The sequence below is a fragment of the Pseudobacter sp. genome (assembly GCF_051955275.1).
Lineage (GTDB): Bacteria > Bacteroidota > Bacteroidia > Chitinophagales > Chitinophagaceae > Pseudobacter.
In genome coordinates, this window is the sequence record NZ_JBQCGW010000018.1 from 1 (window position 1) to 24,516 (window position 24,516).

17 protein-coding genes are annotated in these 24,516 nt (G+C 49.0%); 9 read left to right on the forward strand and 8 right to left on the reverse strand.

Features of this window, described 5'->3' with window-relative positions; translation table 11 throughout:
• Positions 1-732, reverse strand: a 732-nt coding sequence (locus ACTHMC_RS02090; RefSeq protein ID WP_440410401.1) for a FecR family protein, incomplete at its 3' end; no start/stop codon positions are given.
• Positions 733-801: 69 nt separating this feature from the next.
• Positions 802-1,413, reverse strand: a complete 612-nt coding sequence (locus ACTHMC_RS02095) for an RNA polymerase sigma factor (protein WP_440410403.1) — start codon at positions 1,411-1,413, stop codon at positions 802-804.
• Between the two features lie 197 nt (positions 1,414-1,610).
• On the opposite strand from ACTHMC_RS02095, the gene ACTHMC_RS02100 reads away from it, so the two are divergent.
• From ACTHMC_RS02100 to ACTHMC_RS02115, 4 genes are all read left to right on the forward strand, one after another.
• Positions 1,611-2,342 carry a DUF72 domain-containing protein gene (locus tag ACTHMC_RS02100; protein ID WP_440410404.1) on the forward strand — a complete coding sequence of 244 codons (732 nt, stop codon included), beginning with the start codon at positions 1,611-1,613 and terminating at the stop codon, positions 2,340-2,342.
• Positions 2,343-2,492: 150 nt separating this feature from the next.
• Positions 2,493-2,711: a hypothetical protein gene (locus ACTHMC_RS02105; RefSeq protein ID WP_440410406.1), complete on the forward strand. Its 219-nt coding sequence runs from the start codon at positions 2,493-2,495 to the stop codon at positions 2,709-2,711.
• Between the two features lie 90 nt (positions 2,712-2,801).
• Positions 2,802-4,028 carry a PQQ-dependent sugar dehydrogenase gene (locus ACTHMC_RS02110; RefSeq protein WP_440410407.1) on the forward strand — a complete coding sequence of 409 codons (1,227 nt, stop codon included), beginning with the start codon at positions 2,802-2,804 and terminating at the stop codon, positions 4,026-4,028.
• Positions 4,029-4,031: 3 nt separating this feature from the next.
• The gene (locus ACTHMC_RS02115) at positions 4,032-5,030 is read left to right on the forward strand and encodes a hypothetical protein (RefSeq protein WP_440410409.1); all 999 of its coding nucleotides are present in this window, start codon (positions 4,032-4,034) and stop codon (positions 5,028-5,030) included.
• 5 nt (positions 5,031-5,035) lie between these two features.
• Here ACTHMC_RS02115 and uvrA read toward each other — a convergent pair whose 3' ends face one another.
• A complete protein-coding gene (uvrA, locus tag ACTHMC_RS02120; RefSeq protein WP_440410410.1) occupies positions 5,036-7,564 on the reverse strand; it encodes an excinuclease ABC subunit UvrA in 2,529 nt (842 codons plus the stop codon).
• Between the two features lie 113 nt (positions 7,565-7,677).
• On the opposite strand from uvrA, the gene ACTHMC_RS02125 reads away from it, so the two are divergent.
• Entirely contained in the window at positions 7,678-8,721 is a 1,044-nt protein-coding gene (locus ACTHMC_RS02125) for a LacI family DNA-binding transcriptional regulator (RefSeq protein ID WP_440410412.1), read from the forward strand.
• 58 nt (positions 8,722-8,779) lie between these two features.
• On the opposite strand, the gene ACTHMC_RS02130 is transcribed toward ACTHMC_RS02125, so the two are convergent.
• The gene (locus ACTHMC_RS02130) at positions 8,780-10,759 is read right to left on the reverse strand and encodes a RagB/SusD family nutrient uptake outer membrane protein (protein WP_440410414.1); all 1,980 of its coding nucleotides are present in this window, start codon (positions 10,757-10,759) and stop codon (positions 8,780-8,782) included.
• Between the two features lie 11 nt (positions 10,760-10,770).
• Positions 10,771-13,872: a SusC/RagA family TonB-linked outer membrane protein gene (locus ACTHMC_RS02135; protein WP_440410415.1), complete on the reverse strand. Its 3,102-nt coding sequence runs from the start codon at positions 13,870-13,872 to the stop codon at positions 10,771-10,773.
• Between the two features lie 91 nt (positions 13,873-13,963).
• Between ACTHMC_RS02135 and ACTHMC_RS02140 the strand changes: the two genes are divergently transcribed.
• The 3 genes from ACTHMC_RS02140 (at position 13,964) to ACTHMC_RS02150 (ending at position 17,070) form a co-directional block, all read left to right on the forward strand.
• The gene (locus tag ACTHMC_RS02140) at positions 13,964-14,191 is read left to right on the forward strand and encodes a hypothetical protein (RefSeq protein ID WP_440410416.1); all 228 of its coding nucleotides are present in this window, start codon (positions 13,964-13,966) and stop codon (positions 14,189-14,191) included.
• Positions 14,192-14,385: 194 nt separating this feature from the next.
• Positions 14,386-15,135: an SDR family NAD(P)-dependent oxidoreductase gene (locus ACTHMC_RS02145; RefSeq protein ID WP_440410417.1), complete on the forward strand. Its 750-nt coding sequence runs from the start codon at positions 14,386-14,388 to the stop codon at positions 15,133-15,135.
• 18 nt (positions 15,136-15,153) lie between these two features.
• On the forward strand, positions 15,154-17,070 hold the full coding sequence (locus ACTHMC_RS02150) for a sialate O-acetylesterase (protein WP_440410419.1): 1,917 nt from the start codon (positions 15,154-15,156) through the stop codon (positions 17,068-17,070).
• On the opposite strand, the gene ACTHMC_RS02155 is transcribed toward ACTHMC_RS02150, so the two are convergent.
• The 3 genes from ACTHMC_RS02155 to ACTHMC_RS02165 form a co-directional block, all read right to left on the reverse strand.
• The gene (locus ACTHMC_RS02155; RefSeq protein WP_440410420.1) at positions 17,054-19,636 is read right to left on the reverse strand and encodes a cation-translocating P-type ATPase; all 2,583 of its coding nucleotides are present in this window, start codon (positions 19,634-19,636) and stop codon (positions 17,054-17,056) included. The two genes, ACTHMC_RS02150 and ACTHMC_RS02155, sit on opposite strands and share 17 nt — an antisense overlap.
• A gap of 214 nt (positions 19,637-19,850) precedes the next feature.
• Positions 19,851-20,789, reverse strand: a complete 939-nt coding sequence (locus ACTHMC_RS02160; RefSeq protein ID WP_440410421.1) for a ring-cleaving dioxygenase — start codon at positions 20,787-20,789, stop codon at positions 19,851-19,853.
• Between the two features lie 447 nt (positions 20,790-21,236).
• On the reverse strand, positions 21,237-23,810 hold the full coding sequence (locus ACTHMC_RS02165) for a zinc-dependent metalloprotease (protein WP_440410422.1): 2,574 nt from the start codon (positions 23,808-23,810) through the stop codon (positions 21,237-21,239).
• A gap of 301 nt (positions 23,811-24,111) precedes the next feature.
• Between ACTHMC_RS02165 and ACTHMC_RS02170 the strand changes: the two genes are divergently transcribed.
• A complete protein-coding gene (locus ACTHMC_RS02170; RefSeq protein WP_440410423.1) occupies positions 24,112-24,489 on the forward strand; it encodes a hypothetical protein in 378 nt (125 codons plus the stop codon).
• Positions 24,490-24,516 lie beyond the last annotated feature (27 nt).

The window sequence follows — 24,516 nt, forward strand, 5'->3', positions numbered from 1 at the left end:
GAGCACTTCAACCGTATTATTTTTATCGATCTCCACCCTGAATGGCAATGCGGCATTCTTTGCCACTTCAAAATAAGCTTCACCAGTAACAGTTACTTTTCTTTCATTACCTGAAAACGCGGTGGGATAAGTGATGGAAGAAGCGGCATTCAGCCATACATTGGTACCATCCGGCAATACCAGCTGGAACTGCCGGCCCCTGGGCGTGGTCATTGTATTAAAGGCAACGGCCCCGGCCGCTCCTTTTGCATCGTACACCAGCTGGCCATCAGTGATGGTGACCGATGTATTTCCCTGGGTGGCAATCACTCCATTATTCAGGCTGTCCAGTACTACCGTTCTTCCATCAGAAAGAGTAAGAACTGCGCCACTGGTTCCTGGTTCGATGCTTGTATTTTCCACGATCTGCGGGGCAGGCTGCTTGCGTGGCATCAGCCACCATCCTGCAATACAGGCGGTCACAACCGCAGCAGCGGCAGCAACCCATTTCAAGTAATGGATACGTGCAGGTTTCCTGTCTTCCGCGAACATGGCGGTGAGCAATCGCTGCGACATATCCTCCGGCATTGCTGCATCTGGCGTATACTGCTGCCAGGCATCCTGCAATAACGCTTTCAATGGCTCGTCGTTGCCGGACATATTGATCCAGGCGGCCAGTTCCTCCTTTTCTTCAGGAGTACAGGCATCGTCGAAAAATCGTTGTACCAGGTATTGTACCCGTTCTGTTGGCATGTTAGTTGGTTTTCCTGTAAAGACGACTAACGGCAAACAAAACAGGCCTGGTTGAAAACAGGATTTTTTTTATTTTATTTTCTGGAGACTGTCCAGCAGGAAGTATAAGCCGCCTATTAACAAGGCGTTAGCCGTGGTATGGAAATGTTGACGGATGATGCGGAGCGCATCGATCATATGGTTCTTGACCGTTGAAGCAGAGATATTCAGTTCCGCTGCGATCTCTTCATACTTCAATCCTTTTTCGCGGCTCAGCGTGAAAACAAGCTTTTGCTGCGGAGTCAGTTTGGCAACTGCCAGTTGCAGCTGCTCCTGCACCTCTTTTGCAGCCAGCAGATCTTCCGTGGTTGAGCGGGAAGCCGGGGCATCGGATGCCAGCTTAGACAGGATCAGCGTTTCTTTGGCCATCCGCCTGAACTGTGTGATACACTGGTTCTGCGCCATCCTGAACAGATAACTGCTGAAATTATCGATCTCAGTCAGCGAAACCCTGTTCCGCCACAGTTTCATGAAAATATCCTGGATCACATCTTCCGTTGCCTCCGGTGACTGGGTGAGGCGCATCAGGAAACTGAACAGCTTATGCCGATTCTGCATGAAAAGCTCTGCAAATGCGGCTTGTCCGCCACCGGCAGCCAGCTGCAACAATTCAGTTTCATTATGTGATTGAAAGGCCGACAATTAATAGCTATCAGATTAAAATAAAAGAGGAAAGGCAGGAATGGTAATAATTGATCTGCGATCAAAAATATCATAAAGGAAAGGGCTTCCAAAATCTTTTTAACCAGCCCTCTGTTTAAAGGCATAATATTTATGCGTACATCAGACCTGAGGACTGGCTTTCCTGCCATGCTTCCCGGCTAAAAAATCATCACCTGATGGCAAAAGGGAATATATATATCGGTACATCGGGCTGGCATTACAAACACTGGAAAGGGACTTTTTATCCTGATAATATAAAGCCTGATGAGCAATTTGCTTTTTACGCTGAGCATTTCAGTACGGTAGAGATCAACAATTCATTTTACAAATTGCCGGAACCGGGAACATTTACAGCCTGGCGCAGATCAGCTCCCCGGAATTTCCTGTTTGCCGTTAAAGCCAGCCGTTATATCACCCATATGGTCAAACTGAAAGCAAACAGGCAGAGCTTTGATAAATTCTTTTCGCGTGTTGTTAAACTGGAAGAAAAACTAGGCCCCATACTCTTTCAATTGCCTCCCCGATGGAAAGTGAATACGGAACGTCTGGCAACTTTCCTCAGCCAGTTGCCAACCGGCCACCGGTATACATTTGAATTCCGGGACCATACCTGGTATACCCGGGAAGTCCTGGACCTTTTAAAAAAATGGAATTGTGCTTTCTGCATCTATCACCTGGAAAGACATCTTTCCCCTCTTGAAGTAACGGCCGATTTTGTATATATCCGTTTGCATGGCCCCGGGAATAAATATCAGGGAAGCTATAGTAGCAGGGCATTGAGCACCTGGGCTGCACGCTGTAAAAAATGGTTGCAGCAAAAGAAAGATGTTTATATATACTTTGATAACGACCAGGCAGGATATGCAACCAAAGACGCCTTATTACTGGCAAAAAAGATCAACGAATAAATCAGCTGGTACGCATTGAGCGTGGAAGAACCTTCACATGCAGAAATACAGGTATATGGCCAGTAACTTCTACATCAACATTGATTTCGCCTGTACCCCCTGCTGGCCTTTGATTGGTGTGTTATCTATCAATCACTAAAACTTACAACTATGGCAGGTAGAGGAGATAACAACAAGCATGGCAGTGCCGGGCGTGGAGCTGCCAATCAAAGTAATCAGGCCTTCACAGGTCAGAAAAAAACGCCAAAGAGTAATCATGGCAGGCAAACAGGAGGCAAGCCTTCAGAGCCACAGCCAAAGCAGCATGATCCATCTGCTCACCGTGATGCTTTCAGAAAAAAAGCTAATGACAGGCAAGAGATCTGGTAATTCCCGATGTTAATCGTTCAATGGTTTGGCGCACTGCGATCTGACAGACACCACACAGTGCCGCCAAACCATCATTTTAAATACCGTCACATGCAATACCTGTACGTCCTTTCACGGTTAATGGCAATAACCGGATCGCTCATTTTCCTTATTACGCTTCATGCAGCTGCGCAGCGCGGTCTTCCTCCGAAAAAGAAAACAAGGTCAACGCTGGTTACAAAATACCCGCAGCACCTTGACTTCCTTCCCGATATGGTAAAGCTTCTGAAAGTGCCCGATGGTTGGGAAGTGAAAGTGGCAGCCTCCGGACTCGGCCGTCCGCGAATGATGTATACAGGTCCGCAAGGGCAGATATACGTTACCAGACGTGACGCTGGCGATGTACTGATGCTGAAAGACGATAATGGGGACCATGTTTTTGACCAGTTGAAAACTGTGCTTTACCCTTTCAAAGGTGTTCACGGCATCACCATCCGGAACGGATGGATTTACCTCGCCAACAATACTGAATTGAGGCGATACAAAATTCAGCCGGATGGTATGTTTGGTGAACAACAGGTTTTGATAAACGATCTTCCCAGTGGCGGCCAGCATCCTAACCGGACCATCGAATTCGGCCCTGACGGCTATCTCTATATTTCTGTAGGTACATTGTGTAACGACTGCAAGGAAGCAGATAAAGAAACCGCCACCATCCTGCAGGTTGATACCGCAACCTGGAAAAGAAAAATATATGCAAGTGGCCTGAGAAACACAATCGGATTTGATTTTCATCCTGTGACCGGCGCCCTGTGGGGTGTCGACAATGGTGGTGACGGAAAAGGGAACAGGTGGCCACCGGAAGAAGTCAACCATATTGTTGAAGGAGGTAATTACGGTTACCCATTCGCGTATGGGAAAAAAGAAGTGGACCAGTCCCGGGAAGACCCTCCCGGAGACACCAAAGAACAATGGGTAAAGAACACGCAGCCTTCCATACTTGAACTGACTGCACATATGGCTCCTATCGGATTTACCTTTCTTGATTCATCCTCCGGCGCTCCCCGGGATTATTATGGCGATGGACTTGTTTGCTGGCATGGCTCCTGGAACCGAAGCAAGCCTGTGGGCTTTAAAGTACAGCGAATAAAATTCAATAATGGCATAGCCACAGGAGCAGATGACTTCCTTACCGGATTTCTGAAACCAGGCTTCCTTTTCTTCAAAAGAAAGGCCAGGTTTGGAAGACCCGCCGGAGTATTGGCCAGTCCTGATGGAGCGATCTATATCTCTGATGATGCCAATGGTGTTATCTATGCTGTAACCAGAAAAAAATAACCGATGAACAATGTTGTAAAATACATTCTTGCTGTTACCATAGTTTCGACGACAGCCTTTCTTTATAGCTGTATTGCTACCCGGCCAACAGAGCGCATAGAATTCAATGCACCGGATGCCTATCCGGAAGGCATTGCCTATGATTCTCTTCGTCAGCAATATTTTGTTTCTTCTGCCCGCACTGGCAATATCGGCAAGGTATCTCCGGCGGGGATGTATTCACTCGTACACTCAGACACAGGATTGAAATCAACCTATGGCATGAAAGTGCATCCAGGTGGAAAAGAATTATACGTATGCGCAGGCGATGCCAATTACAGCAAATACACTTCTCCCGGTACACGCAAAAAAATGGCAAGGCTGATCATCCTCGATATCGCTTCAGGCAAAAAAATAAAGGATATCGATCTTTCACAATTAGTCCCCGGGCCACATTTCCCCAACGATCTCACGTTTGACAACCAGGGAAATTGTTATATCACCGATAGCTACGCGCACGCTGTTTATAAAGTTACACCTGACGGCAATGCGTCTGTATTTGCCCAAAGCCCGCTGTTTGTCACTGAAGGTATCGGCATCAATGGAATTGCCTTTCACTCTTCAGGCTTTCTGATTGTGGACAATTCAAGTACGGGAGGATTGTATAAAGTGGACCTGGCAGCACCTTCACGGGTTTCAAAAATACAGGTCAACCAGTTCTTTGTAGGCGCCGATGGCCTTGTATTTAAAGATACGGCTACGCTTGTGATGGTGGTGAACATGAATAACGATAAGATCTATCAGCTAACCTCCAATGATAACTGGAACAGCGCAGAGATGAAAGCAACCACATTGATCGCAGACCGGTTTACGTATCCTTCCACCGCCACATTGCAACAAAATAATGTGTGGGTGATGAATGCAAAGTTCAATGAACTGACAGACAGCAATGGCGTACCCAGTAAAACTTTCGCCATTCAGAAAGCAGTTTTCAAGCCCATTCCGAAAGCGTTGAGGAAATAAGAGAACTAATGAGCCAGATACCGCTTCAAATATTCCGCCGTCCTGCTCTTCTTATCCGCCGCCACTTTTTCCGGCGCACCCGTCACTACCACTTTCCCGCCTTCCTCTCCCGCACCTGGCCCGATATCGATCACCCAATCACTTCCGGCAATCACACGCATATCATGCTCCACTGCTATTACCGTATTACCCTGGTCCACCAGCTTGTTTAGCTGCGCCATCAGCTTCTCCACATCGGAAGGATGCAATCCTGTAGTAGGCTCATCCAGCACATACAATGTATTTCCATGTTGTGTGCGCTGCAGCTCTGTAGCAAGTTTGATGCGTTGCGCTTCGCCACCCGATAACTCTGTAGCCGGTTGCCCCAGCCTGATATAACCAAGCCCAACCTGCTGCACTACATCCAGCGCCCGTGAGATAGCCGGTTCACTGCCGAAAAACTCAATGGCTTCATCAACCGTCATGTTCAGCACAGCTGCAATATTCCTTTCTTTATACTTTACTTCAAGCGTCTGCGGATTATATCTTGTACCTGCACAGGTAGGACATGGCGCATACACACTTGGAAGGAACATCAGCTCTACCATTACAAAACCTTCGCCCTCGCAATGAGGGCAACGGCCTTTCGCCACATTGAAGGAAAATCGTCCGGCATCATATTTCCGCTTTTTTGCAAGTGGCGTGGCTGCAAAAAGTTTACGAATATGATCAAACAAACCGGTATAAGTTGCCAGGTTTGAACGGGGTGTACGGCCAATGGGTTTCTGATCCACCTGCACCATTCGTTTGATAAACTGCATACCCTCACTGATCCTGCCTTTGGTAGCGATCAGCTGGGAAGGTTCAGCAGGGCCGGCCTCTTCCTCTGCCACAATATTTAATTCCTGACCAAGTTCTGCAGCCACCAGCTCCACCAATGCCTGACTGATCAGGCTGCTCTTACCCGATCCTGATATTCCGGTTACACTGGTGAACACACCAAGCGGCAAGGATACATCCAATCCCTGAAGATTATTTCTGGTGATGCCTTCCAGCTTCAACCAGGCAGCAGCTGTTCTGTTTGTATTACGCTGCTCCTTTCGTTCTTCAAAAATGTATTCCCTTGTTTTCGAGTCTTTCACTTTCTTCAATCCTTCAGGTGGCCCACTGTATAGAATATTTCCACCATGCTGACCTGCCAGCGGCCCTACGTCCACAATCCAGTCTGCATGCCGGATCACATCGATCTCATGTTCCACTACAAAAAGTGAATTTCCACCTGCCTTCAACCTGTCGAGCGCCCGCAGTAAGGCTTCCGTGTCCGCGGGGTGCAGACCGGCGGATGGCTCGTCCAGCACATATACCACGCCAAACAAATTGGAACGCACCTGCGTGGCCAGCCGGAGGCGTTGTAATTCGCCGGGCGACAGTGTGGGCGTACTTCTTTCCAGTGTGAGATAACCTAATCCGAGATCCAGCATCACACTGAGCCGCGCCACCAGGTCCTGCGCTATGCGGGCTGCCACCATCGCTTTTTCAGGATGCTCATCATGGGCTTTCTGCCTGCCGATGGCAGGATCGCTGAAGATTTTATGGAGCCGTGCAAGAGGCAGCCGCGACATTTCCGTTATATCCATCCCTGCAAACTTCACCGACAATGATTCTTTCCGCAGGCGCCTGCCTCTGCAAACCGGGCATTCACTGCTCAGCATGAACTGCATCACCCGCTTCTTCATCTGTGCACTCTGCGTATTGGCGAAAGTCTGCATTACATGCCGCTTCGCGCTGCTGAATGTACCCATATAACTGGGCTCCATCTTGCTTTTCAGGGCACGTTTCATTTCCTGCGCTGTAAACCCGGAATACACGGGCACTACAGGCTGCTCTTCTGTAAACAGGATCCAGTCGCGGTCCTTTTTGGGAAGTTCCCGCCACGGAATATCCACATCATAACCGAGTGTCATCAGGATCTCGCGGAGATTCTGCCCGCCCCAGGCCGTAGGCCAGGCGGCGATAGCGCGCTCACGGATAGTAAGCGAATCATCGGGAACCATTGACCGCTCCGTTACTTCATATACCTGCCCAAGACCATGACAGTTCGGGCAAGCCCCTTCGGGCGTATTGGGAGAAAAAGCTTCCGCATAAATGATAGACTGTCCTTCCGGGTAATCGCCGGCGCGGGAATATAACATCCTCAAGAGATTGCTCAGGGTAGTCACGCTCCCAACAGACGATCTTACGGAAACAGCGCCACGCTGCTGTTGCAGGGCAATGGCAGGCGGCAGCCCCTCGATATCATCCACCGCTGGATTTCCCATCTGGTGAAACAATCGCCTTGCATATGGCGACACTGATTCAAGGTAACGCCGCTGCGCTTCCGCATAGAGGGTGCCAAAGGCCAGGGAGGATTTGCCGGAACCCGACACACCGGTGAATACCACCAGGGCGTCCCTCGGGATCTCCAGGCTTACGTTTTTGAGATTATGCTCGCGGGCGCCGGTTACACGCACAAAACCATTGATGCCGGTCTGGCTGTTCTGTTTGGATCGATCCATAAAAAGTGGTGACCACAAAGATTATGCCTTTACAACAGTTGACCGCATCCGTATGTTATGGATTTTTTTATTCGGAAAAAGCTTATTTCCTTTGACAACAACTAGCTAACACAATGGCAGAAAACCGGGAAGTCACGATATACGATATTGCCAAACACCTTAAGATCTCTGCCGCCACCGTGAGCAGGGGTTTGAAAAACAGCTCTTCTGTCAGTAAGGCTACCCGGAAAAGGATTGCTGAAGTAGCGGAAGAACTGGGTTACCAGTCCAACACCTTTGCCAGCAGCCTCCGCAGCAAGAGCACCCACACCCTCGGCGTGCTGGTGCCACGTCTCAACAGTTATTTCATGTCCTCCGTGCTGGCAGGAATGGAAAATGCAGCCAACAGACATGGCTACAACCTCATCATCGCACAATCCCTGGAAGATGCGGAAAAAGAAAAACAGAACGCCGCCACCATGTTCAACAAACGGGTTGACGGATTGCTGATCTCTCTTTCTTACGACACGCAGGACATCAATCACCTGGAACCATTTTTCAAACGCAATATCCCGGTGGTGTTCTTCGACCGTGTGCATCCGCACCCGAGCAGCACTTCCGTAGTGATCGATAATTTCGGAGCTGCTTACAACGTTACCAAACACCTGATAGATCAGGGCTGCCAACGCATCATGCACCTTGGCGGTAACGTACTGAGGAATGTTTACAAGGAACGTTTCGAAGGTTACCGGCAAGCGCTGAAAGACAACCATATCCCCTTCAACGACAAACTGCATTTCGTAAGCAACCTTACGGAAAAAGATGGCGCAGTTGCAGCCAGTCATATTCTCAGCCTTCCTCCTGCAAAACGCCCCGACGCTGTATTCTCAGCCAACGACACTGCTGCAGTGTACTGCATGATCGCACTGAAATCAGCCGGACTTCGCATACCCGTAGACGTTGGTTTTGCCGGCTTCAACAATGACCCTGTCAGCAAAGTGATAGAGCCCAATCTCACCACGGTGGATTATGCAGGCGACTCCGTCGGCAACACAGCCGTCACCAATCTCATCAATCACCTCAAAGGTGTAAGCAATCTCTACAGCACCAATACCATCACATTAAGAGCCGATATGATCATCAGGGCTTCTTCTTTAAAAATAAATCCTGAGCAATAAAAAATGGCCGCCGGAAACCGACAGCCATTATTGCCATGCTTATGAGAAGAGTTCCCGCTTACTGGTAGTTGGGATTTTGATACTTTGCCTTTTCTTCTGCCGATAATTCCATACCATCCAACTGCACCTGCGGGATCGGGCGGAGATAGTGGGTTGGCAGGATCGTTCTGGTAATAGTCTGTGGCGTATGACTTCCATAGGTAGCCGGGGCGATCTCGTAAGTACCTGCCAGTTCATTCCATTTCTGTGTACGCACCAGGTCGAACCAGCGGTGTCCCTCTCCGAAATACTCACGTGAGCGCTCCGCCAGAATATAATTGATATCGATAGTTGCCGGAGTGGCAGCCATCAGGGCCGCGCTGTTATCGGCAACAAATGCAGCATTGTTCTTATTGGAAAATTTCCACTTGCCTGCCCTGGCACGTATTACGTTGATCAGTTCCCTCGCACTCTTGCCGGCTACGGTGGTTGCGCCTTTTACCGCTGCTTCCGCTGCGATGAAGTAGAGCTCTGAGAATTTTGCGATTTTAAATGGACGGGTGCTGGTAGCATTTGGCTGCCCCAGACCTGTTCCATTGTCCGTGCGGTATACACCGAGCTTCCAGAGGCCGGGAAAAACGATCCGGCTGATGGCGCGTGGCGTTACCACAAAATCAGCACGGCCCGGTAATACCCCCGCCCCAACATTATTGGAGGTTTTACCAGGGAAGGTGGCGCCCGCAGGATATACGATACCCGGGGCTAAGGTCTCATCTTCCAGGAAGCTCAGGATGGGCTGACCAGGGGTAACAGGCAACTCATTCGCATTGTACAGGACCGTATTGGTTGTTCCGCCTTTGGGCCAGTTGCCACGGTAGACCGTAGAGAATGTGCCATCATAGCGGGAGTCAAGCGTCTTGTCAGCAAATGTATTGGTGAGCGCGCCAATAGTGGGGGCCATACGGGTGTAAGGACGTCCCAGGGCCTGCGATGCCTCACGTTGAACAGAGCTCACGGCTGCACCGGTTCCATCTGCATTCGGAGCGCTTCTGATCACGGTATAATTCCAGTTGACCATCCAGGCGGCGGAGTTGCGGCCATTGCCTGCTTCTCCATCAAAACACGCGAGACATGCACCGTTGTAAAACTCGCTTTCCTGCGTATGGTCAGCATACAGGATCATCTCCTTGTTACGGTCGTTGCCGCCCACATGCAGGTCATAAAAGGTGGTTTCCATGCCAAACGGACCGGGATTGTCTATTGCTTCTGCAGCAACATCATACGCTTTCTGGAAATACCAGGCGGCATCATGACCATCAGGATCCGTTCTGTTAGTGGCAGGATAAGTAGGGATATTGCCCGGGTTCTGCAACCACCAGCCATAAGTCAGGTAAGCCTTTGCCAGGTAAAGGCGGGCCGCCGTTTTAGTAACGCCGCCGGTAACCCTGGGTGTGGCAGGCAATTCATTCACAGCCTGGATAAGATCCGGAAACACCGCTTTGGTATACACTTCCGGCACTGTATTACGGACAGATTTTCTCGATGGCGCTGTATTGAATTTCAGTTCGCCCGCGCCCAGGTCTAACGGCACGCCTCCGAAAGTCTGTACCAGCAGGAAATAATCAAAGGCGCGAAAGAATCTCGCTTCAGCGATCAATGCGGTTGAGATGGTCCCCACCGCCCCGGCATTCTCGATAATACCGCTGGCCGTATTGATATTCGCAAAAGCCGTTCCCCATAGAACATCAGAGCGGCTGCTCGACGCCGTTAGATTTCCCACTCCACTGTAATCTACATCCTTGAAGTTGGCATCGGCACTTTGCGCATAAGTATATTCATCGGTCCCTGTTTCAAGGCTGTTATAATAATAAGGTTGCCCGTACAGGAAGCGGAGATGTGCGTATTGAGAGGTGATACCACCCTGCACGCCCTTCTCTGTTTTAAAGAAATCAGGCACATAAAAGCTGCGGGGTTGCTCTTCCAGGATCTTGCTGCATCCTGTTGACACCAGTGTTGCACTGGCTGATATGATGAGTGATCGAATAATCAGATGTTTCATATGCTAAAGATTTAAAAGGTCAGGTTAACGCCTACAATATAGTTGCGGGTGGCAGGCGTGTTGTAACCTACCGTAAGGATGCGCCTCAGGTTCTGACTGAGGTTCACCGATGCATTTTCGTTTCCGAAAGAGTTGGTCTCAGGATCCATACCGGACTCTTTGTGGAATGGCGAGAACATGACGAACGGATTCTGTGCCGTGAAATACATTCTCAGTTTGAAAGGAGAATTTTTCAGCAGGTACTTGTTGAAATCGTAGCCCAGTGTAATGGTGCGGATCTTCAGGAAAGAACCGTCGAAATAACTGAGCGTACTGCCGTATTTTGGATTGTCATTGGCAATGATACCGCCGGGCTTGGGATACTTTGCATCCGTATTCTCCGGGGTCCAGTAATCCACTTTGATATTGTTACGGCGTCCCGTCAGCAGATTCAGGTAACCGTTGGAACCATGAATGGTACTGAAGAGAATGCCGCCGCTTCTGAAGAAACCAACAACACCCAGGTCAAAGCCCTTGTAAGCAACACGTGTATTGAAGCCACCCTGGAAATCAGGGTCCACATCCATGATCTGCCTGTCTGCAGGTCCGATGGCCCTGTCAGGCGCTCCATCCTGTTTGAACCCGCCGGTATATTTCACTTTGATCATGCCCACATTGCCGCCAGGCTCCAGGGTACTGAGGTAAGGATCGCCCTGCTGCCAGAGGCCGACCTTTTCAAAATCAAAAATGGAATTGATATTGTGACCAACAAAGTACCAGTTGATCTCATCACGGCTTTGACCGGAAGCAAGCGAAACAAGTTTATTCCTGTTCAGGTAAAAGTTACCACCTACACTGAGATCCCAACCATTGGCATTATCAAGCACAATACCGTTCAAAGCCAGTTCGAATCCTTTGTTCTCCGTTGATCCTATATTGGCTGTATAACCTGTTACACCTGAGGTTGGAGGAAGATCAAGACCAAGCAACACATCCTCTGTTCTGGTGATATAATATTCGATGGTACCGGAGATCCTGTTCTTGAGAATGGAAAAGTCCACACCAAAATTCCAGGTCTTGGAGAACTCCCAACCCAGATCAGCATTGGGCAACTGGCTCACGAACAAACCCGTTGAATAACTGCTGGGGCCGAAGTTGTAAGGCCTCGTATCCAGCCTTCCGAGCGTTGCATAAGGAGCGATGGCCTGGTTGGATGTTTGCCCGTACCCGGCACGCAGCTTCAGGCTATTGACCAGCGAAACACCCTGCATGAATGATTCATTGGAAACATTCCAGCCCACTGATACCGCAGGATAGGTATGCCACTGATGCCCTTTTGCCAGCCTCGAAGAAGCATCCGAGCGCACGGTTGCAGAAATCATATACCGGTTGTCATAGCCATACATCACGCGGCCCATACCGGACATCAGTCCCCAGAGCTGGTAATCCTGGAGCGCCGGATCGATGGTGAGCTGACCACCTGCATGCCCCAGGTTGTAGAACTGGAAGGCATCCGCAGGGATATCGCGCGCCGCCATGTTAGACCTGTTGTATTTCTGCTGCTCTACTGAGTAGAGGGCCACTGCATTGATGGAGTGTTTGCCGATATTACGATCGTAAGAAAGAATGTTTTCAACTACATAATGGTAGGTGGTTCTGTTGTCAACGGAAGCGGATGAAGCAGTATTCGGATTAAGTGCATCGCCCACACCTGCACCTGTATAGGCGCCATTGTTGGTCTGTACATAATCCAGCCCCAGGTTCACCCTGTACTTCAGCCCGTTGAGGAAAGGGGCCTTCACTTCGGCATAGAGAGAGTTGTAGGAAGCGAGACCGCGTGTTTCATTCAGCCACTGGTCATTGTCCTTCAGTTTTTTCACAACGTCTTTCGTGTAAATGAACTGGTTATCCGCAGACATCCGGATGCCTCTTCTCAAGGTCCCGTCAGTATTGTAGGGAGATGAAATGGGCGTCATGCTCAATGTATTGTACAGGCCCACCTGGTTACCTTCCGTGATATTGTGGTTATTATAGGTGGTGAACCCTACTTTCAGGTATTTGCCGATCTGCTGATCCAGCGAGCCTCTCAGCGAATAGCGTTTATACAGCTGCGTTGGTACCACGCCTTTGTTGTTGTGATAACCCGCACCGAAATTATAAGTGCCGGTCTCACTGCCACCTGAAATGCTTATATTATGGTCTGTGACGATGCCCGTCTGATAGAAGAGGTCCTGCCAGTCTGTATTCACATCATCAGCCTCATCCTGGCCATTCACGTAAAGTCCTGCCGCTTTGCGGAGTGCCACAAACTCAGGCCCGTTCATCATCGGGTATTTTGCAAAGACCTCCTGCGTGCCAACATACCCGTTGTAGCTGACACGTGCAGGTCTTCTTAATCCTTTATCGGTAGAGATCATCAGCACGCCGTTGGCGCCGCGTGAACCATAGATGGCTGTTGACGATGCATCTTTCAGCACATCTATTCCTTTGATATCATTGGGGTTGATATCCGCCAGGGAACCGATGAACGGAATCCCGTCAAGCACAATGAGCGGATTGTTATCAGCGCTGAGAGAGCGGGTACCGCGGATGCGGATCTGCATCACGGCGCCGGGCCTGGTTGAAGTCTGCGCAATGTCCACACCGGCGATGCGCCCCTGCAATGCCTGAGACACGTTTGGAGACGGCACTTCGCGCATTTTATTGCCGTTGATGGATGCCACCGAGCCGGTCACAGCTTCCCTCCGTTGTGTACCGTACCCTACTACTATCACTTCATTCAGATCACCGGTCAGCGGGGTGAGTTGTACATTTATGATATTACCATCACCTACAGTGATTTCCCTTGTTCTGAAGTTAACGCTGGATACAACCAGTACAGCGCCTTTGGCGGCAACAATGGAGAAGCTGCCATCTTCAGCGGTATTGGAGCCGGCAGAACTTCCTCTTACCATTACGGAAGCGCCTGCCACGGGCTCCCCGGTGCTGCTGGTGACCTTGCCCCGTATGGTATTCTGGGCAAACACCGCTGTTCCCGCGAAACAACTGAGCAGCAACAGCAGCATCCTTGCAGTCAGGTTATCCCGCAACGACCTTGGTAGGATAAGTTTTTTTCGGTTTTCTGTTTTTTTCATATGCATCGTTTTGGTTGTGGACAAGTGTGAATGATGTATTTAATTCTTGAAAAACAGCGAATGAAGATTACCAATGTGGCGATACAGAGCAATGAGAAAAGAGGGAAATGCCATTCCGGCAACTGGGAATACGCCGGTACAACAGGCGGAAAATGGCGCGCATGTAAGGAAAGCAGGTTGTTCCATAAAGCAGTTCTTGGTAGAATTTTCAATCGTTTTGCAGATAATCTGGATTATCCGCAAACCGAATTTAGGTAAAAAATTCAAAAAAGCAACCGATTGCATTTTTTTATTGCAAAAACTTGCTTTTTCGCAGTAGTTTATTTCCAGGCATGACAACCCTTCTCTTTAAAATGCCCATAAAACGCCTCATACAGCGTTAAAAAACAAATTACTCCAGTTTGATTTTTTTTACGATCTTCAGCAACCGATTGCATTTATTTGGCTGTTCAGGTGTAAAAAATGCCTCTGAATGACCGGAAATGAAACCGGTAAGAACTCAACCCATCACCCATGACAGCAGAGAGCAAAAGAACAGCGATTGTAACCGGGGGAGGCTCCGGCCTGGGCCTGGCCATTGCCCGGAAATTTGTACAGAACGGCATCCAGACCATCATTGCAGGAAGGAATAAAGAGAAATTACTCACCGCACAACAACAACTCGGACCACTCTGTAAGATCCTGCCCTGCGATCTCTCCAGCCTGGAGTTGATACCCGCATTCGTGGAGCAGGTCATCGAACAATCCGGACATATAGATATCCTGGTGAACAACGCAGGTATCAATATGAAGAAAGATTTCACAGAGGTGACCGACCAGGATTTCCAGCAGGTGATCCTCACCAATCTTATTTCAGTATTTGCACTCAGCCGCGAAGTAGTAAAACATATGTTGCCCCGGCAATCCGGCTGCATCATCAATATCAGTTCCATGGCTGCCCAGTATGGCATTCCGAAAGTGATCGCCTACTCCGCCAGCAAAACCGCCATCGAAGGCATGACCCGCGCCATGGCCGTAGAGCTCTCTCCAAAAGGAATCCGCGTGAACGCAATTGCTCCCGGTTTCATATATTCGGAGATGACAGCCAAAGCGCTGGACAGTGATCCCGACAGGAAAGCAAAAGTTTTCAGTCGCACACCAATGGGCAGTATGGGACATCCCGGAGATATCGGCGAAGCCGCCTACTTCCTGGCAAGCGATGCCGCCAGGTTCATAACCGGGGTAGTACTGCCGGTGGACGGAGGCAACAGCATTGGTTTCTAGCCGAACGACAAAGCCATTATGAAAAAAATACTCTTCCTGCTTTTCGCATTGCAGACAGGCGCCGTTTTACAGGCACAGGTAAAACTGCCAAGGCTGATCCGTGACAGCATGATCCTGCAACGAGATGATACCGTTCAACTCTGGGGATGGGCATCCACCCACGAAAAAGTAACAGCCCGCTTCAATGGAAAACAATACAGGACAAACGCTGACACCAAAGGCAACTGGTCAATCAAATTGCCACCCACTCCCGCCGGAGGCCCCTATACCATTGACATAACAGGAAAAAACAAAATCAGCATCAGGGAAGTGCTTTTCGGTGATGTCTGGTTTTGCAGCGGTCAATCCAATATGGTGCACCAACTGAATATTCATGATGTCACCTATGCAAAAGATATTGCCGGTGCCAGGTTCCCGCAGATCCGGCAGTTCCTGGTACCAGCACAGTATAACCTGGAAGGGCCGCAAAAAGACCTCTCTAACGGCCACTGGCAACCGGCCATCGGCGATGCAGTCCGCCCGTTTTCTGCCGTTGCTTTTTTCTTCGCAAAGAAATTGTATGAGAAATACAAAGTGCCCATCGGCATCATCAATGCCAGTGTAGGCGGCACACCGGTGGAAGCCTGGACCAGCGAAGCCGGACTTTCCGGGTTTCCATCCATGCTAAATACTATACTGAAAAACAAAGACACAGCTTATATCAACTCCATCCTTCGTCAACAGGCAGACAACAGAACAGCACTTCCCGCAGACGCAGGACTGAACACCTCTCCCAAATGGTTTGACCCATCCTGTATTCCCCGCGGCTGGCGCAATATCAATATTCCCGGCTATTGGGAAGACCAGGGCCTCAAAGACCTTAACGGCGTGGTATGGTACCGCCGCGAAATCGAATTGCCCCCATCCATGGCAAACAACCCTGCCCGTGTATTCCTTGGCAGAATTGTAGACGCCGATGAACTGTATATCAACGGCGTTCGCGTAGGAAACACCACTTATATGTATCCGCAACGCCGGTACACTGTCCCCGCAGGAATCCTGAAAGCCGGTAAGAATATTTTTGTGGTCCGGGTGACCAACAATTACGGCAAAGGAGGCTTCGTGCCGGATAAACCTTATTGCATTTTTGCTGGTAAAGACACTATTGACCTGAAAGGCGACTGGCAATACAAAGTAGGTGTAGCATTTAAACCAAATACAGGAAATATCCCGGGCATCAACTTCCAGAAGCAACCCTCCGCATTATTCAATGCCATGGTAGCTCCCATCATTCCTTACAGGATCAAAGGTTTCTGCTGGTACCAGGGAGAAAGCAATGAAGGTCAACCAGACCTGTATGGAAATCTGATGCATGCTCAGGTCAACGACTGGCGTACACAATGGGCACAGGGCCAACTCCCCTTTCTCTTTGTGCAACTGCCCGGCTTCATGGACTACAATTATTTTCCCACCGAAAGCAACTGGGCATTATTGCGTGAAGCACAGCTTCACAGCTTGCGCATACCCAATACCGGTATGGCGGTAGCCATCGATCTTGGCGAGTGGAACGATATCCATCCTGATAATAAAAAAGATGTGGGAGAACGCCTGGCCTTATCAGCCATGAAAGTAGCGTACAAAGAAGACATCATATATTCCGGCCCCATCTACGATTCATATACGATCAAAGGCAACGCCATCACCATTTACTTCAAACACACCGGCAGCGGGCTGGTCACCAATGACGGGGAACCGCTATCAGATTTTGCAATTGCCGGTGCAGACAAAAAGTTCGTATGGGCCCGCACCCGGATCGAAGGGAATACCGTTATTGTATGGAGTGATGAAATAACGGCTCCGGAATATGTCCGTTATGCGTGGTCCGACAATCCCGTCAACCCTAACCTCTTCAACAAAGAAGGATTACCAGCGTCACCATTCAGGACTGACCACTGATACTGCGTTTCCGCCTTACCAGTTTCTCCAGTTCCACGGCAATGAATACAATGGATGACGCCACCATCACAATCAAAAACTCTTTCAGGCTTAATGCCTCCGTATGAAACACGGGTTGTAAGAAAGGAACATATGTAATTACGAACTGAAGCAACAATCCTATCAGCACAGAAGTGATCAGCGGTTTATTGCTGAACAATCCTATTTCAAACAGAGAGCGGTTCTCCGACCTGATTGCCAGCACATGTCCCATCTGGCAAAGACAGAGCACATTGAAAACGATGGTTTGCCAGTGCAGGTCATGCTCTATCGCCCAGGCCTGCAAACCCAGTGCTATAGCGGCCATCAGCATACCCACCCAGATCATATGCAGGCCACGGCCATTTGAAAAAACACTTTCCTGGGGCGGGCGCGGAGGGCGGTTCATGATATCCTTCTCTGCTTTTTCAAACGATAAGGATATCGCGGGCAAGCCGTCAGACACCAGGTTGATCCATAAGATATGAATGGGAAGCAAAGGGATCGGCATGCCCAGGATGGGCCCGAGCAACAAGGTCCATAACTCCCCGGAATTGGTGGTCATCAGGTATTTGATGAACTTGAGAATATTATCGTAGATCCTCCTTCCTTCGCGGATGGCTTTTACAATGGTAGAGAAATTATCATCCAGCAGGATCATATGTGCGGCTTCCTTCGACACATCGGTTCCGGTAATACCCATGGCAATTCCAATATTGGCGCGCTTGAGTGAAGGTGCATCGTTCACACCATCTCCTGTCATCGCAACATAATGCCCTTTCTCCTGTAATGCTTTTACGATCTGTAATTTCTGCTCAGGCGATACACGTGCATACACTTTTATCTTTTCCACTTTTGAAAGAAATTCATCTTCTTTCATTCCTCCCAGTTCCTGCCCGGTAACCACCAGGTCATCTTCCCTGCCCAGTATACCGATCCGCTCCGCGATGGTCTTAGCGGTCAGTTGGTGATCCCCGGTGATCATCACGGGCACGATCCCCGCCGTTTTACACTGCTGCACGGCCTCGAACACTTCTTCCCTCGGTGGATCGATGATGCCTGCCAGCCCCAGGAACTGCAATCCGGATTCATGGGTTTCTGTATCCGGTTTCTCAGGCAATGTATCCCAGTATTGAAAGGCAAAGCCCAGCACACGATGCCCGTTGGCAGCCATGGTATCCACCTGTTGCTGTAAAAGGTCCATGTGGAGGTTCTCACAGCGCTGCAGCAGGATATCCGGCGCACCTTTCGTGAACGAAATTATTTTGCCTTCATGTTCGTGAAAAGTGGTCATCAGTTTACGGTCAGAATCAAAAGCGATCTCTGCCTTACGCGGCCATTCGTCTGCATTGATCTGTTGCTCAATGGCCACCTCCATCAGGGCCACTTCAGTACTGTCTCCTTTTATATTTTTGTCTGCATCGGTATCCGCATCATTATTCAGGGCAAAAGCCTGCAGCAATAATTTCCCATTTGGCTTTTCAATGAAACCCGCAATATCTTTCCGTGCATACAGTTCTCCTTCCACATAGATGTCCTCAACATGCATCTTGTTCTTTGTAAGTGTACCTGTTTTATCGGTACAGATATAAGTAACCGAGCCCAGGGTTTCCACTGCCGGCAGTTTCCTTATCAGGCTGTTGAATTTGATCAGTCTTTTTGCAGCCAGCGCCAGTGAAATAGTGATCACTGCAGGCAACGCTTCGGGGATAGCAGCCACAGCCAGTGAAATACTGGTCAGCACCATTTTCACCAGGTCTTCTCCGCGCAGCCAGCCTGTAACAAAGAATGCCACGCAGAGGAACAGCACCAGCAGGGATAACTTTTTTCCGAAAGAGGCCATCCGCTGTTGCAGGGGTGTCATGGACTCCTCTTCCTGCAGCATTTTTGCAATACGGCCCAGCTCGGTTTGCATTCCGGTGGCTACAACTACTGCTGTACCCCGGCCATAAGCAACGAATGTTCCTTTGAAAGCAAGATTGGTCCTGTCGCCCACCGGAATATCATCTCCCGGTAAAGCATCCACGCTTTTGTCCACCGCCTGGGATTCTCCCGTGAGGGCAGCTTCTTCAATCTTAAGATTTACGGATTCGATCATCCGGACGTCGGCAGGCACTGCATTACCGGCTTCCAGCATGATCACATCACCGGGCACCAGTTCTGTGGCGGGTAATATGGAATTGCTTCCGTTCCGCAATACTTTGGCCTGGGTCACCGACATTTGCTTCAGTGCCTCCATGGCCTTCTCCGCGCGGTACTCCTGGAAGAACCCGATAATGGCATTCAGCACAACAATGATGATAATTACGATGGTGTCAGACAGCTCACCAATAACACCGGATATGACCGCCGCAGCCAGCAATATCAGGATCATCACATCCTTGAACTGCGCCAGCAGCATTTTTGCAATACTTTTCTTTTTGCCCTCCTGCAGTTCATTCGGGCCGAATTCCTGCAATTTTGCCTCAGCATCCGCTGTACTCAATCCTGTGTTCTTCGTCTGCAATTTTTCAAGTGTCTCTTCTATGCTTAGTTGGTGCCACTTCATTTTACATCCGGTTATTGGTACTCTGTAAAGTTAACAAAGATGGGGCTGACCGGTAAATCCGGAAAAGAGAGGAGGTTCTTACCCCATTCGGGGAGTGATGGGAGAGCTGGATCGCACCAGACAATGTATGGGCAATAAGTAGCATGTGCCCGGTAATCAGCGAAAGCAAAATGGGGCTACCTTTTTGGCAGCCCCATGCTTTTTCACGCTCAATTTATTGTGCCAGTACCGGCAGATGATTTTCTATTTCCTTCCTGTGTTGCTCATATTGTTTAGGCAATTTCAGATTCGATCCCAGTTCATCCAGTGGCTCATCCACCGTAAATCCGGGATTATCGGTTGCAATTTCAAACAGTACGCCACCGGGTTCCCTGAAGTATAATGAGAAGAAATAATCACGGTCGATCTTGGGAGTGATCTGCAATCCTTTGCTCACTACCTTATCCCTGAACTTCATCAGGATGCTGTCATCAGCCACCCTGAATGCCACATGGTGGTTGGTTCCGGCTGCATTGTACCCGGGTTGTCCGTCAGGCAGCTCCAGCAGATCGATAACTCCTGCACTCTCTACCGCATCCGTAACATAACGATACCGGTTACCCTCCTGCGCCTGCAAACGATATCCGAAAATATCAGTGAGCACAGCGGCTGTAGCATCGATCTTTCTCAAGGAAAGCGTTGTACTGTGAAATCCTTTAGTGGCAATGTCAGCTTTTACATCGGCTGTTTCCCAGGCTTGCCTGTTATCGGCAGTCTTTGGTTCCAGCAATGTCAGGTTAAGACCATCAGGATCCGAAAAAGAGATAAACGGCTCTCCGAATCTTTCACCTTCATCCGTAATGGTTATGTTAAAGCCCGCCAGGCGTTCTTTCCAGGCCTTCAGACTATTCGAAGGAACTGCATAACTGATCTCAGTGGCCATGCCTGCTCCTGCGCGACCCTGGCTCATGCTTTCCCAGGGGAAGAATGTAAGGATAGTGCCGGGAGTGCCGTTTTCATTCCCATAATAAAAGTGATAAGTACCGGGATCATCAAAGTTCACTGTCTTTTTCACCAGTCTCAATCCAAGCACTTTCGTGTAGAAATCCAGGTTACGCTGGGCATTGGCGGCGATGGCGGTTATATGGTGGAGGCCAAGAATTTGTTCAGTCATTGTGATATGTTTTATTGGTGATCATTTAATTTGATATCACAAAATTCAGATCCGGCGGCATTTTCACCAATGACATACATTAAGAATTTCTCTTAATCTACATTAAGTGGTAAAAAGGAAAAGGCCGGATAGAAATCCAGCCAGTTATTTTCTTCCATTAATCCTATGAAAAACTATAATAGAGTATTCTAACAGTATGCCAATCCTGAAACCCTTGCCAGGACTGGATTCCACAAAACTCAACTTCTCCCAACCGTCCCAATTCCGGAATATTTTTCCATTTTCAGGAATCCGTTCCCGAAGTGAGTTCCATTTTATCGGGGAGCAGTCGCTCGCCGGAGGCTGGCAAATAGAAGTCACTCGCGGGGGACGCGAGCGACTGGGCCCTGCAAAATAAAAGGGGGCTAACCTTGGTCGCCCCCTTTTAAACACTCGTGTAAAGAGAAACTATTTCTTATCCAGTGCATCGCTCAACCTTCCGGCAACATCCTGCAGGTGCAGGCGTGTAGCCTGGTTAGGAGCAGTTGCAATGGCAGCTTTGATTTCAGCTTGCAGGCTGCGTGCATGACCTTTCAGCAGGGAGTAGGCGTCAGAGATCTTGGCGCCACCACCGGCAGGCATCATGCCTGGCATTCCCTGTGCAGGAGCAGCAGGAGCAGGAGCAACAATGCCGATCAGTGCATCAACATATCCTTTTTGCAGCATACGGCGCTGAGGATCGATGGCTTTATGCGAAGCCAGTTCACTCCAGATACCTTTCTTCAGATCACTGAGCATTTCAGTGGAAGTGTAGGCAGCAGCACCTTTGGTTGCTTCAAACATATCGAGCTTTCCGAGCGTGGCAGGGTTCATCAGACGCTGCGCAACACCTACCTGGATAGATGCCAGCTGGGTACCGGGGTTCACACCCGTAACACCCAGCAGTTTATAATCCAGCAACCAGGAAGGAGTGGTGAACAGTTGATCCTGCAGGAAGCTCATCGCTTCTTTCTGACGGGCTTTGGTTGTGAACTCATACACATCACCACCTTGCTCGATGGTTTTAGGTGTTGTTTCAATACCACCGATGTTTTTCACAACGTGGCCCATATACCTTTGGTATTGTCCAACTACTTCTTTATAAAGAGTGGACAGGTTGGAATAATCTTCATTGGCTTCTTTGGTCCACTCAGGAATTCCTGCCAGTACGCGTTTCAGGTTCTTGATGCCATAAGTGCTTGCCTTCATGGCATTGTCTCCCAGGTCTTCGCTCTGGCAACGTGGATCATCACGGTCCATTTCTGTACCAAACCAGAGACGCTTGTTGGCAGTCAGTCTTTCAATGATCCATTTGTTAGACCATGTTGCTTCATCAGCAGCGGTCTTGAACTCAGGTTTCCATTTGTAACCCCACTCGATAGCCCAGATATCATACTCACCAATGCGTGGGAAGATGCCTTTTTCAGAGATATTATCTTCAGGTTGTGCAATGTAGTTGAAACGTGCATAGTCCATGATAGATGGAGTATGTCCATTAGCTTCAACCCATGCCTTGTTACGCAGGTTCTCTACAGGAACTGTAGAAGAAGAACCGAAGTTGTGGCGCAGACCTAATGTATGGCCAACCTCATGAGAAGAAACGAAACGGATCAGTTGCCCCATCAGTTCGTCATCGAATTGCATTTTGCGTGCTTTAGGATCGATGGGTGCTGCCTGGATCATGTACCAGTTGCGCACCAGGCTCATTACGTTATGATACCAGTTTACGTGCGTTTCCATGATCTCACCGCTGCGGGGATCGTGTACGTGAGGGCCGCTCGCATTTGGAATATCAGAAGGTTTGTAAACGATCACGTTGTGACGTGCATCTTCTACGCTCCAGGTTGAGTCGTTCTTGGGAGCTTCCAGTGCGTAGATGGCATTTTTGAAACCAGCTTTCTCGAAAGCAACCTGCCAGTCATTCACACCCTGGATCAGGTAAGAAACCCATTTTTTGGGAGTAGCAGGATCGATATAATAAACGATCGGATGCTGAGGCTCTACCAGCTCTCCCCTTTTGTATTTTTCAACGTCTTCGGGTTTTGGCTCAAGCTTCCAGCGTGTGATCATGGTTACTCTTTTCACACCTTGAGGGTTTGCATCGAAATCGGTATAACCGGTAGCGAAGTAACCAACACGGGGATCGAAATGACGTGCTTTCATGGGAACCTTGGGAAGCAGTACCAGTGAGCTGTTGAGCTCAAAAGTAGCAGGGCCTGAAGCACCACCGCCTGGTGCCATGCCAGGCATCATGCCACCACCGCTGGTCTTCACGTAAGTTTTTACGGTCTTGATCTCAACGTTGGATGGGAAAGATTTCACTTCAGCAATATAAGAAGCGCCCGGGTTCATGGAAGAGAGGCCCAGCGCACGCTTTGCAGAAGCTTCAAAGAAAAGGATATCATTGTCGCCAGCCAGGTACTCGGTCACATCGATAACCACTGTACCTTTTTCTTTATTGATGGCTTTGATATCGAATGCTGCAGAAATTGGTTGCAGGTTGGAGTTGATCACAGACCTGTACATACCGTTCTCTGTAGTATCAGCGCTATACTCGGTATAGGAGATAGACTTCAGGAAAAGACGATCATCTGGTCCTTTTTCAAACCTGATCACGCTTTCATTGATCTGGTCGCCACCATAACCCATCATCTGGGCACGGCCACCAGCGGCTGATTTGGAGATACGGCTCACCACCAGTACATCACGGGTGATCAGTGAATCGGGGATCTCGAAGTAATAACGGTCATCCTGTTTGTGAACAGTGAACATGCCTGGTCTGGTTACAGCCTTGGATGTGATCACTTCACTGTAGGGTTTGGGGCCTGCTTTAGGAGCGCCACCACGGTTCATCATGCCGGGCATATTGGTCATGCCGCCGGTCATTGGCTTTTTTGTGGTGTCAGCAGGTTGCGGAGCCGGGGAGGGTGCCTTTTTCCGCTGGGCGATGCTTGCCGACGCGAGAAGAAGTCCGGCACTCATCAGAAAAATTGTTTTACGCATTCTGAGTTCTTGTTTTAATAGCCATGAAAATATGAGAATATGTGTCAAGTCGGTTTTTTACTATGCAAACCCTCTCATTTATTGGATAAGCCTGACTAACGAGCGTTCAAAATGATGAACGGTTTCAATAAAAAACTCTTGCTGACACTACACTTAGAAGACCTTTTGCAAGGTTTATTGTAATCAGGTTGAAAATTTCTTGTACTTACTTATCAAGACCCACATCCATCCCCCATATTACCTTTTCCGCACAATACAGATTGGTTTTGCAGATGTGGCAGCACCCTTTTACCTTTGCCCCGTGAAAAGGTGTGTTCTTCACATATTACTCCTGGTGCTGATTGGGCAGTTCACCAATATGGTGCAGCTGGTCAAGTTGCCCAAACTGTTCGAGCACCTGCAGGAACACAAGGCGCTCAACCCGGAAGTAGGTATGCTACAATATCTCGCCATGCACTACTGGGGCGAAGATTTCAATGATGATGACGATGAGAAAGACATGCAACTGCCTTTCAAAAAATACGACATCAACCTCTTCTCTTTCCTTTTCATCTCCACCAATAAGATTGCAGTAGTAACGCCGCATAACTGGGCCGTTGAAAAAGATTTCAATATTGAAAAGCCCGAATTCTATTTCAATCCTGCCGGACAATCCCTCTTCCGTCCTCCGAGAGCATAATGTTCCCTCCCGTCTTTACAGCTATAA